The 12,217-nt window shown below is 41.2% G+C and carries 5 protein-coding genes; 3 read left to right on the top strand and 2 right to left on the bottom strand.

The annotated features are described in order from the left end of the window. Positions 1-317 precede the first annotated feature (317 nt). Positions 318-3,962 carry a S8 family serine peptidase gene (locus tag Q4600_RS16870; RefSeq protein WP_303517257.1) on the bottom strand — a complete coding sequence of 1,215 codons (3,645 nt, stop codon included), beginning with the start codon at positions 3,960-3,962 and terminating at the stop codon, positions 318-320. Positions 3,963-4,494: 532 nt separating this feature from the next. Between Q4600_RS16870 and Q4600_RS16865 the strand changes: the two genes are divergently transcribed. The 3 genes from Q4600_RS16865 to Q4600_RS16855 all read left to right on the top strand — a co-directional run bounded on the left by Q4600_RS16865 (position 4,495) and on the right by Q4600_RS16855 (position 10,205). Continuing rightward, on the top strand, positions 4,495-8,343 hold the full coding sequence (locus Q4600_RS16865; protein ID WP_303517256.1) for a S8 family serine peptidase: 3,849 nt from the start codon (positions 4,495-4,497) through the stop codon (positions 8,341-8,343). A 426-nt stretch (positions 8,344-8,769) separates the two neighbouring features. Continuing rightward, complete coding sequence (locus Q4600_RS16860; protein WP_303517255.1) at positions 8,770-9,186, top strand: DUF6491 family protein; 417 nt, start codon at positions 8,770-8,772, stop codon at positions 9,184-9,186. A gap of 353 nt (positions 9,187-9,539) precedes the next feature. Beyond that, positions 9,540-10,205 (top strand): ABC transporter substrate-binding protein, encoded by a 666-nt coding sequence (locus Q4600_RS16855; protein WP_303517254.1) that lies wholly within the window; start codon positions 9,540-9,542, stop codon positions 10,203-10,205. A gap of 105 nt (positions 10,206-10,310) precedes the next feature. Here Q4600_RS16855 and Q4600_RS16850 read toward each other — a convergent pair whose 3' ends face one another. After that, a complete protein-coding gene (locus tag Q4600_RS16850; protein ID WP_303517253.1) occupies positions 10,311-11,831 on the bottom strand; it encodes a ShlB/FhaC/HecB family hemolysin secretion/activation protein in 1,521 nt (506 codons plus the stop codon). Positions 11,832-12,217: the final 386 nt, after the last annotated feature.

Below are 12,217 nucleotides of genomic sequence, written 5' to 3'. Positions count from 1 at the left end.
ATTATTATGTTCAGAGGATTATTTTGTCATAGCGGCTAAAAATGAAGTTTTATTTGATTTTCATTTAGTCGTCATATTTGATTGATGCGTTTTACGCATTACTAAATAACCTTGAGTAACATAACCGATCTATTAATTTTTGAAACAAACAATGAGTTTTTAAATTTGAGGAGATGAAACTAATTGCTATTTTTAGCCTTTAATAACATGGGTTTAATTGTTATTAAGTAAATGTTAATTATATGTTTCAATTTGTATCCTAAAGAATAAAAAAGCGCCCTGAGGCGCTTTTTATTCACTTTGATGAGATTAACTCATTATTTCTGTCTACGGCGTAAACCGAATAAAGCTAATAAGCTAAGGCTTAAAAAGCCTAGGCTACCGCCATCATCATTATCCGCTTCTGGCTCTGGTACAACTACAGGAGCATTAATGGTCATGGTGAAACTGGCTTCAGTTTTATTAACCATATCATCAGCTGTTACTACAACATCATAAACACCTGCAGCAGCGGTACCTGCTATCATACCTGTCTTGCTATCAATGTTAATGCCTTCTGGTAAGCCTGTGGCGCTAAATGTTAATGCATCACCTTCAGCGTCGCTAAAGTACATTGATGCATCAATTTCAGCAGCTTGTTGGTCAGCCATAGTGACCGCAGGCATAGCTTCATTTAATACAGGAGCAATATCATTAACATTATTGATGTTAATCATCACTTTAGATACTGCCGTGAAAACTTGACCTTGCTTGCCGATCACTTCCAACTCATAGCTAGTGTTGCCAGCATCATAGTCTAATGCTTCAGGGTTATTGACCACAATCTCACCGATATTGGTCACAGTGAATGGGTCGCCAGGGATCGCTTTAGCCAAAGAAATAGAGTAAGGAGACCATTCTGCTTCAAAGTTACCGTTGGCAAAGAAGGTTTCAGCATCTAATTCAACCGTTGCAACAACACTGCCCATTTCTGCGTCTTCATTGATGCTATGCATTTGACCATCTTTTGGATGCGGTATAAATGCATATGAGCCTTGGCCAGAAGGTACAGCCATTGCCCAGTTATCTTCAAGGCTCATCATTAGCATGCCATGGTTATCACAACCTATGCTGCCAAAACCGAAGGTAAAGCTACAGGTGCTCGCCACACCTAGCTCAACACTTTCACCTGGCGCTAAAGTTTCCATGGGACTGTATTGCTTGGTTTCACCTTCTTCAATAAGGCGAGATATCATTGGAAGTGCACCAGAATTTGTTTCCACCTCCTTCATTTCACCCGTCATCCAATCAAAGTAACTTGAGGCTTCAGTTTTGCCGTATTTAACCGGGTTAAAGAGAATGATCGGCTCACCTAAGTTGGCAGCGGCATCACGGTCAGTACCAAATATCCAACCCTGATTTTGATCAAAGTCTTCAACGCTTGCCATGTTTTCGCCGTGGTAAAGTTCATCCATACAATATTGAGCGACGAAATTCTTACCATGTGCAGTGACATAAGTCGGTAAGCTTGATTTAGTGTAACGGCCATAATGGTCGGTCCAATCATATTCTTTTTTGAAATCAATGTACCAAGATTGTGGCTGACCATTTTCATCGACTTCAATGAAACCGCTCATGCCGACTTGGGTGGCTTCATCCCATGCATATGGGTCGCCAGTGACTTCTTGATCTAATCCTTGATCAATAACAAATTGTTCTTGATAAGCGCTCCAATAAACTAGGGCTACGCCCGCTTTATCAAAGTGGTTTGCCATGCCAACATCGTTAGGTTTAAAAAACTGACCAGCCACAACCATCTTTTTACCTGATGAACACATGGCTTCATCATAAACACCACCCGCCACAGTTTTTAACATGTTGCCTTGGGTGTTTTCTTTGCCTACAGGAACTTGTGTGCGGTTATACATGGCAGGGAATACTGCATAGGTGGTGTCAGTAGTACTTTCATTAGTAAACTGCTGAACATGGGCGCCAGCGTCAGCGGAAAACTTAGCCGTCAGTTCAGTACTATGTTGTTCTTCAAAGGTATTAAAGTTGCGGGATATTTTACTGCTGTTACGTGGCTTGGCTAACCAGCTAATGGCAATAGTTGGCACTTCATCTGCGGTTAATTGTAATTGACCCGATAGTTCAATCGCCTGCCAATTTTCTATGGTTAAGTCTGTACCCATTTTCATTGGCCAGTTTTCAAGTTGGTCAAAATTAACCACCATGGTCACTGGGAATACAACAGTTTGACCTGCTGGTACGCTGATGGTTGAAGGGTATTCCCATGTTAGAGCTGGAGTGCCACTTTTCTCTATGCTATTTAAAGCAACATCATAGGTTACTGTTTCTTCTGATAAGTTTTTAAGTTGCACTTCTTTCATGAAGCGCTGAGTACCAGTGCCTTCGTGGAAGCCAAAATTTAAATTCGGCTGATAGCTACCTTTCTCCCAAGCTACGGCATTTGACATTAATGCAGCGTCAATGTTCTCGACACCGCTACCTATGAGGGTAATTTCACCTTGCTTGTCATTACGATCCATAATCGCGTTGTTGGCCGTGTTCATCAATAAAGCTTTGATTTCGATCATTGATAATTCAGGGCGTTTAGATTTTAGTATCGCAGCGGCAGCAGCCACTCGTGCAGCAGCCATGACGGTATCAGACTCGGTGTCCATCTCATCACCGCCACCGACAACAGCCACGTCGATGTTTTCAGCATAACTGACCATATCAGGTTTAGTGTAATTGGTTGCTCCACGCACAGGACCATAAGGTGTTTTCTCAGTCACCATCATATTGTCTTCAGCGTCAGCTGTGATACCGCCAACACTTAGGGCACTAGGTGCCGCGCCACGCCATGTCATATTGAAGTTATTGTCGTACCACTCTCCGCCGTTACCTGCATTAACCACGACTAAACTGCCTAATGCTGAGGCCATTTGAATAGCATATGCTTCAATCACAGCGCTAGAAACGCCATCATCATGCTCGGCATAGAATGCATTACCGCCGAGGGCGTCAACGACAATGATGTCGGCTCTGTCATCAAAACTACCATCTTGATTTGGATCCAGTGCGTACTCAAGTGCCATTATGAAGCTACTTGAAGTTTCTGCAGTTAAGCTATATCCATTACCCCATGGGTCAGAAACGTTTGAGGTTTTGTAGGCTGCAATTTTAGCACTAGGCGCTAAGGCATGTACTACACTGGCTAAGCGAGTACCGTGTCCTGTATTGTGAGTTGCACCATCATAATCACGAGTAAAGTACACGTTTTGATCTATTGGGTTAGGATCAAATCCCCAACCTGCATCACTGGCTAAATCCATACCTTCAACCACGACTTCAGTCGGGAAACCATCAAACGCATTGACTGAGTTCTCCATCGCTGTGGCATAAGTTTCCACCGTGCCATCGCCGCCTAATGACGTGTGAGTATAATCCACACCACTACCAATAATGGCGACTTTAACGCCTTCGCCAGCGGTTAAATCATCTGATAATGCAGGTGCTTTAATTGAATCAGTTGCTGGTATTGCAGTATTGGCTGTTTTAAGGGCATTGCGAGGAACTTGAATAGGAGCAGCTGCGACGACAACCGATTGAACACCTGGCATTTTTTTGATTGTTTCGATGTAGCTGGTGTCTGCCTGAACTCGAATAAAGTTACTGACAAGCTTTGAGCCTGGTAGGGTTTTAATGTTGCCATCAAGGGCTTTTATGTCGTTAATGATTGCTTGTTGATTGGTTTCGATTTGCTGTAAAGATGCAGCAAATTTTTGCTTGTTGTTAATAGTTGCCTTAGTCAATGAACCCTGTTCTGACAGATAAACAAATAGAGTGGCATTTTGTGTTTGCGCTACTGAACTTGAGAATGCAGATAAGGTATCTGTTTGTGTGGCGGCATAGACTGCAGTAGGTGCTAATGCTGCTAGCGCGATACAGCTTGCGAGTTTTGACTTCTTAAATGACATAGGGTTTCCCTTCAAAGTTAACGTTTAATCGTTTTATTATTTTTTTGCTTGAGTAGCCTCTTGCTTCCTCGGCGAGTTAAGTCAGAACAGTCCTGCTCAACACTCGTACATAAGGTTTTCATTCAATTGCAGCTAAACCACAAGTTAAACGCTGTTGATTTTGTTTCTTTTATGTTTCATAAAACTTTCAATTGCTTTTAAAACAATAAGATACAGATTGCATTTTTTGAGGTTTCTTTGATGAGTTACCAGATAATTGTCATATTTTTGTGTTAGGAGCCATAATGACTTTTTTTAGTGATAGTTTGATACATATGGATACAAGTGTGGTTTGTAACTGCATGAAAAAAAAGGAATTGAAAGAAAATTGAAGCTTAAATGAAATCGAATAGTCGCCGTATATTTGCCTCGCAATAAATCAATCGAGTATCAAGGTTATAGCAAACAACAACATTCCAATTTGCAGGCTAACACTCAAGATTATCCGCGGTCGGTTTGTGAGATAAATAATAATGATAACGAGGAAGACATTGTGACGTCGATTTATAAAAAGAGCTTAATAGCCGCTGCATTATCTTTAGCTTTCGCCCCTAGCATCAATGCCAATGTTATTGATACTCGAGGGTTGGATACGGATGGAAATGTACCTAATCTGCGCTTAGCTACAACAAGTAAGCGTAATATTGAAAATCTTTATATTGTGCTTTTAGATGATCAGCCATTGGCAACATACCGTGGTGATGTTGATAATTTAGCGGCGACGAGCTTGCTAAGTAATCCAACTAATAGCCGTAAAGGTAATGGCGTATTAAATATTAACAGTGCCGCCAGCCAGAACTATATTCAGTATTTGAAAAGCCAAAGACAACAAACGCTTGCTCAAGCCAAGTCACGACTCAATCGTCAAATCGAAATTAAAAGTGAATACCAAATTGCCTTAAATGGGTTTAGTACTGAACTATCAGATAAAGAAGCACAAACGCTTGCTTCAGTTGCTGGGATTAAAAGCGTTAAAAAAGTCGAATTACGTCACATCAATACAGATAGCGGCCCGTCACATATTGAAGCACCAAGTGCATGGGATGGCACTGCAACTGGTGTTAGCAGCATGGGTGAAGGTATCACAGTAGCAATTTTTGATACCGGTATTAATGCAATGCATCCTTCATTTGCTGACGTTGGTGCAGATGGTTATGACCACACTAATCCATTAGGCGAAGGAGTTTACACCGGTGATTGTGCCAAGTCAGAGTTAGCACATTATTGTAATGACAAGCTCATCGGCATTTGGGGGCATCCTGAACTTCTTGCTGATTATACCCCTGAAGGTGATGATTTAATTGCCATAGATCATAACGGCCATGGCTCTCATGTAGCATCAACCACAGCTGGTAATGTGGTTAAAAATGTCCCAGTGTTTAATGCTGTCGGCGAGGAAGCAGAATTTAGCCTAGGCGAAATCAGTGGTGTTGCTCCTCATGCAAATATTATTTCATATCAGGTGTGTGTGGCTGATGGTAGTTGTTGGACTGATATCACTGCTGATGCCGTAGAGCATGCAATTGAGCATGGTGTAAAAGCCATTAACTATTCAATCGGTGGCGGCGCAAGCGATCCATGGAATGATAGCGATGCAATGGCATTTCTAGCAGCACGTGAAGCGGGCATTCATGTTGCTGTGGCAGCGGGCAATGACGGCCCTGGCGCTGAAACTGTTGGCTCTCCGGGTAATGCTCCGTGGTTAACCACCGTAGCGGCTTATACCCATGATCGTAACTTCACAGACAAGGACGTCACCCTAACAGGAGGAGATTACGACTTAGAAGCACTATCAGGTAAAGGAGCGACTAGCGGAATATCAGGGGATATTGTGTTTGCTGGTGACTTTGGGGATGCGGGTTGTCTTGAGCCATTTGATGCAGGCACATTCTCAGATCAAATTGTTGTATGTGAACGTGGTGAAATTGCTCGAGTGAGTAAGGGAACAAATGTGCTTGCTGGTGGTGCAAGTGGTTTAGTGCTTGTTAATGTCACCAGTGTTGATGAAACCGTTGATGCAGATTTACATGTATTACCCGCGATTCATCTGGATATTGACCAAGGTCAGTCGCTCATGGATTGGTTAGCACTAGGCAGTGACCACACCGCCACCATTGGTGCATCAGTGATGGAAAAAGATCCTTCTAAAGCCGATATTGCCGCTTCGTTTACATCTCGCGGTCCAGAATCAATTATGAATCGTTGGTTAACGCCACATATTGCAGCGCCTGGTGTGGCAATTTATGCGGCTAATACCGAGTACCAACCTTGGCATGACGACGCTAATAAAAACGAATCACCATTCACCTTCATGGATGGTACATCAATGGCGACACCACATATTACTGGTGCTTATGCCTTGATTGCCGCATTGCGACCTGAATGGACACCTGCGCAGGCTCAGTCAGCGCTAATGCTCAGTGCTGAAACCGACACTTTACTAGAAGATGGCGTGACCCCTTCTGACTTCTTCGTTGCTGGAGCAGGTAGTGCACGTATTAATGCTGCGCTAAATGCCGGTTTATTAATGGACATGTCTCATGATGATTACCTTAATGCAAACCCTGGCTTAGACGGTGTCCCTGAAGACATGAACATAGCATCTGCATTACAAAATGAATGCATGATGGAATGTAATTGGACTCGTACCTTTACAGCAACTGCAGACTCAACTTGGGCTGTGACTGGTTCTTCTGATACAACGGGTATGTCGGTAAGTGCTACACCAAGTAGCTTTACATTAGCAGCGGGTGAAAGTATTACTCTCGATGTGACAGCATCTATTGGTAATGGCTACGCATCAGAATATGGCATGGGGCATTTAGTATTAACCCCAAGCGATAATGGTTTAACACCCTCAAAAATGCCGATTATTGGTAGCTTTGTTGCAGGGAGTTTCCCAAGCGATGTGCAATTATCAACAGCAAAAGATAATGGCAGTGCAGAAATCTCAGGAATTACTACCGTTGGATCAAGTGATTTACAGGTAGGTGTATTTGAATTAGCTGAAGTGGAAGTGATTGAAACGACCATTCCGCGTGATGACAGTGATAACTCATACTGGCCAACTAATGTCTATAATGACCCTAGTAAATATTATTCTCAGTTAATTAATGTGACCCCAAATACTAAACGTATTGTGGCAAGAGTAAAGCATACTAGTTCACCAGATTTAGATATGTATATTGGTCGAGATAGTAACTATAACGGCCGTCCTGATAATGCATTAGAGATGGACCCTCTGATATGTATGAGTGCAACAGAAACTGCTTATGAAGTGTGTGAGATTAATGATCCAGAGCCAGGTTCATATTACGTAACAGTGCATAACTTCGGTGACTTTTCAGCACCTTCAGATGTTGAAGATGAAATGATTTTAGAGCTTGCAATCATTGGTAAAGATGATGGCGCGTTGACAGTAGATTATAAGTCGGAAGTCGGTAGTAATGAAGATATTGAACTGGTGCTAAATTGGAATAAGCCGTTAAAGTCAGACACCTTATATACTACGGTATTGGAGTTAGGTACTGGTGTAGATGTGAAAGACAATATCGGTTTAATGCCTATTGAGCTTTATCGCACTCCAAGTTTTGCTTTTAGTAGTATTGATGTTGATGCTGCCGATACAGGTGATATCGTCACTTTATCTATTGCCTTAACAGATAATATCACTGATGAAGAGCGTACCATTACTGTGTCAGCAACCATTCCACAAGGGTTAAGTATTGATAGTGATAGCCATGAAGGAACACTTGAAGGTGATATGATCAGCTGGGAAATGGTTCAAGCAGCGAATGAAGCTGGGCAAACGATTGTTGTAGCTTTTGATACTCAAGCCATTGTGATGTCGCAAGCATTAACGTTTAACGTGTCTCATCAGGTAGGAGAGCTAAGCTTATCTGATGAACTTGCTCCAGTGATGCTTGAAGGGATCCCTGTTGCCATGATTAATGGTGCCACTTCGGTGTCATTAACCGCTGATGAGTCTACTAGCGTGACATTAACTGCTGCTGGTAGTACAGCACCAAATACTGACGACGAGCTGACTTACACTTGGACTCAAGTTTCTGGCCCTGTGGTAACCTTTGCTGATGCAACAGCGATGGAAACTGAGCTAACGCTACCTGCCGTTGATGCTGACGGTACGGCAGTAATTGAGCTAGTGGTGAGTAACGGTAATAAAACCGCAGTAGCGGCAGTGGCTAATATTGCCATCACGGCTGAGGTGATTGCACCGACACCAGAGCCTGAATCAGGTTCAGATTCAAGTGGTGGTGCAATGGGAGGATTTATCCTATTAGCAGGTTTATTAGGCTTTAGACGTAAAAAAGCGTCAAAATAAACCGAATCTAAGAGGCATAAACTTGTTACCAAACCGCATCTTTTGATGCGGTTTTTTTATTTTTAAGGGTTTGAATACTTACTTGAAAAAGCTTGGCTGTTTTTATGTCAGCGACTTGATATCAAAGATTTTATATCATTGACTTGGCACTTAGTCGGAAACAGGAATTCAACTCAATACATCATTTAAAATCTAGCTATGGAATGATGTAATCGCATTAACTTCTTAAAAGTGCATTGAGTGATCTTTTTTCACTATACTCAAATATATATTAAAGGTGCTATTGTTTATTTTCATATAAATGTCATAACGTTAGAGCATGGTGATGGCTAATTAAGTCGATTAAGTCGATTAAGTCGATTAAGTCGATTAAGTCGATTAAGTCGATTAAGTCGATTAAGTCGATTAAGGTGAAAGGGGATGTTTATGATTAAAAGATTAATACTTATCTGCTCAATGCTGCTACTGACAGCCTGTACAGCATCTGAGTCAGCACAAAAGAAAGCTGCGCTTTATCAATTTGATGAGCTGGTTGAAGTCAATTCAATCGATAATTTTCGTATGGATGGCTGGCGCACTATGGATAACCGAACCGTGTTTGTTGATAGTCGTCCTCGGGAAACATATTTGTTGGTATTAAATGGTGTTGATAGTAATTTGAAGTTTGCTCAAGCTTTAGTAGTCTCGTCCAGAATGGGTAAAGTGACTGTCGGCTTTGATAGCGTTATGACAGGATCAGAGCCAAGATCTAGAACCCAGATTAAGAAAATTTATCGCATCGAAAGTAAAGAACAAGAGCAACAGGTTAGAGCGAAAATTGAATCGTTTTCTGAAAAAGACTAATTGATTAAGATATTTCACTCACCCTGTCTGTGTGGGATATCAGAAGAAGCCACATTGCATATGTGGCTTTTTTGTTATTATCAGCCATAATCTATGGTTAGACTTAATTAGTGGAAGTTGCTGCAATTTAATTTCCATAAACTACGCTATATAGATGCGTATCTACTATTTATTCAGTTCGATATAAAATTATACTAATAAGAATGGAATTGGAGTTCACATTGTTAGCTAAAACATCATTTACTTATAAGGTCTTAAAATTCACATTTGCCATTCTGAGTTCAATATTGAATCTTGCTCAAACTACTAAATCTATAGTGAGTAAAATCATACTAGCGTTGCCAATGATAATCTTGAGCCAACAAACTGTGGCTGAGGGCTATCATTTTGTGGGAGTTGAAGGCTCTTCTATTCAAAATATCGGTAAGTTAGTTTTTCAACAGTTGTGCATTGAACAACAATTAAATTGCGATGTTGAAATGCTACCTGCACCTCGTGCTGAGCGCAGTATGGTTGCTTCACAGGCTGTAGGTGAAGTGATGCGAGTGTGGAGTTACGGTGAAGAACATCCCACCTTTATTAGAGTACCTACATCTTATTACAGTGTTAAAACGGCAGTGTATGTTCGAACTGGAAGTAACATTAACGTTCAAACCTCCGCAGATTTAAAGGGGCTGACTATAGGAGTGTTAGAAGGCGTTAAGCATAGCCAAAACTTAGCTATTGAGGCAAAAAGTGTGATTAAGGCTTCAACGCCAGAGCAGTTGGTGAACTTGCTTACCAGAAAGCGTGTTGATGCCATAGTGAGCAGTTATGTTGATGGAAAAGCCACCATTGCAGCAATGAATGCTGATAAGACCGTTGAGTTGTCAGCGGTAACAGATACTCATCCTGTGTATATTTATATTCACCCTAACCATGCTGAATTAGCGCCAATTATTGATAATACAATCAACAAGCTTATGGCATCAGGTGAGATGAACAATATTATTTTAGAAGCTGAAAGCAATTCTTTTTAAAATACTGCTTTGTGTTTTACATGTCATGCTCGTGTCATTCTATAGTGCTGACTTGTGTAGAGTAGGCATGCGCTTATCATTTAATATTTAGCATTAAAGGTTTACCTAGAAGCGGTTTCTAACCTGAAATCGCCATTCCCAATCATCGACATTTTCGCCGTTGGTAAAAGGCACCGCTAAATCAATATGGCCAACACTGCCGTAACTCGATTTAGAAGAATATATCCGAGCACCAATCCCAACACTGCCAATGGGAGTCGTGACTTCATTGTTTGCATCTGTTCCGCCAAAGGCATGCCCCATGTCCACGAAAGTTGCCCAGCCTAATTCGGCTAGCTGATACAAATTAATGTTTGGGTAATATCTGACTTCGCCAGTGACCAGCCATTGATTATCACCGTATTGATAATTATTGGGGTAGCCACGTACGCCGGTGTCATCACCTAAAGCAAATGGCTTATCGAGATAGTTATTTTGTGAGGTCGCAATACGGGTTTTGGCATAGGCTGTCCACTTGGGGTGAATTTTATAAAAGTATTCAGCTTGTGCACTGATGTTATAAAAGTCTTTTTGGCTGGTGTTAAAGCTGGCTTGGCCACTAAAGTTTAGGAGTAGCAGGTTTTTATCTTGTTGATACCCCCTGCTAGAACTCATATTCAGATGGTAGCCTACAGAGGAGTTTTCATCGACATCGTTAGTCTCAATCCCAAGCCGTGCATAATGGCGCCAGCCTAGGTTAAAGTCTTCGTTGTTATTAATAAGATGGATATTAGTAAATACATGATAATCATCTTGTAGGTATTCAAACCCAAGCCAAGGATACATAAAGTCGCGGTCTTGAGGTAAAGCGCCATTTGGAAAAGTGTTACTGGGGGCAAATTGATGCTTGTCTTGGGTGATACCTAGGGTGATCCTTGATAAGTCTGCTTCAGTTTTATTTAACAGCCAACCATAAGATAGAGCGGCATAATCAACATTATGTTCAAATTCATTAATGTCTTCGCCATTTTGCCTTAGGGTATCGAGTCTTTGGTCTGTTAAATACTCAGCAAAATACTGATTTTGACTATCTAGCGAATAAAATGGCTTATTAAAATAAAGATGTACTGCTTGACCGTCACTATTATCATAAATATTGGCTGAAACAGTGGCGTGTTTAATGACTTTAAGGGGCGCGCTAACACCAAATTTATAACCGGTTCTATCAGCATTTGATTGATATTTTAGGCGCGTTTTAATCCCCAGTCCCATGAGGTTATCTTCTTTTATCCCTACTGAATATTTAGTTTCACCGCCGCTAGAGCTTAAGCTAAAAGTGGGGAGTAAAGACCAGTTATCCCAGGTTTCGACAACCACAGTTTGTTCGTGGGTATCGGCATCAGGGGCTTTTTTCGAAGTATATATTTTGGCGTCACGTAAATATGGTTCAGCGCGTAATAGGCGTTGGGATTCTGCAAAGGTTTTCTCGCTGACAACATCACCTTCTTCAAAAGTGAGTTTGTCTAAGATAGTGGGTTCAGTGGTATTAATGTGTAGCCAATTAGCCCAGTGATGGATAAAAAAAGCATCGGGATCGGTTTCATCGAAAATAGCATTACTGACCACGACAATGTTATCGACTGTCATAGGGGCTTGTTGGTTTTTTTCAGCTACCGCTTTTTCTGCTTTTGGCTGCTGGTTAGCATTTGCCGTATGAATGGGCAGAAGGAGTATGCTGACAACGATAAGTCTCAGTGCGCATTGAGATAAATTTATCGCTATTTGTTTTGTTTTTATTATTAATACCTACCCAATTATTATTAAAGGTGATGCTAATTAAGCTATTGAGTAAATAGAGGTTTAATCTTGAACCTTGAAATTATTTACCTTTAACAAGTATGGCGGGTATTCAAAGTTTCGCTGATTTTTTACAATAATAATTACGGGTTGTAGATCCTTCAAGATTGTTTTTGCTGCGAGCTGTTGTTCACTTAGACTGGCTAAAGCTGTGTGGTGTAGTCATGCTACAGAAA

The sequence above is a fragment of the Shewanella sp. 2_MG-2023 genome (genome assembly GCF_030548905.1).
GTDB classification, from domain to species: domain Bacteria; phylum Pseudomonadota; class Gammaproteobacteria; order Enterobacterales; family Shewanellaceae; genus Shewanella; species Shewanella electrodiphila.
Note: the sequence above shows the minus strand (reverse complement) of the source record. Positions and strands in the feature narration are given on the sequence as shown.

What these genes read in the sequence shown, in the direction of transcription:
- Q4600_RS16870 (WP_303517257.1), bottom strand. Translation starts at nt 3,962, where the DNA reads ATGTCATTTAAGAAGTCAAAACTCGCAAGCTGTATCGCGCTAGCAGCA.
- Q4600_RS16860 (WP_303517255.1), top strand. Translation starts at nt 8,770, where the DNA reads ATGATTAAAAGATTAATACTTATCTGCTCAATGCTGCTACTGACAGCC.
- Q4600_RS16850 (WP_303517253.1), bottom strand. Translation starts at nt 11,831, where the DNA reads ATGACAGTCGATAACATTGTCGTGGTCAGTAATGCTATTTTCGATGAA.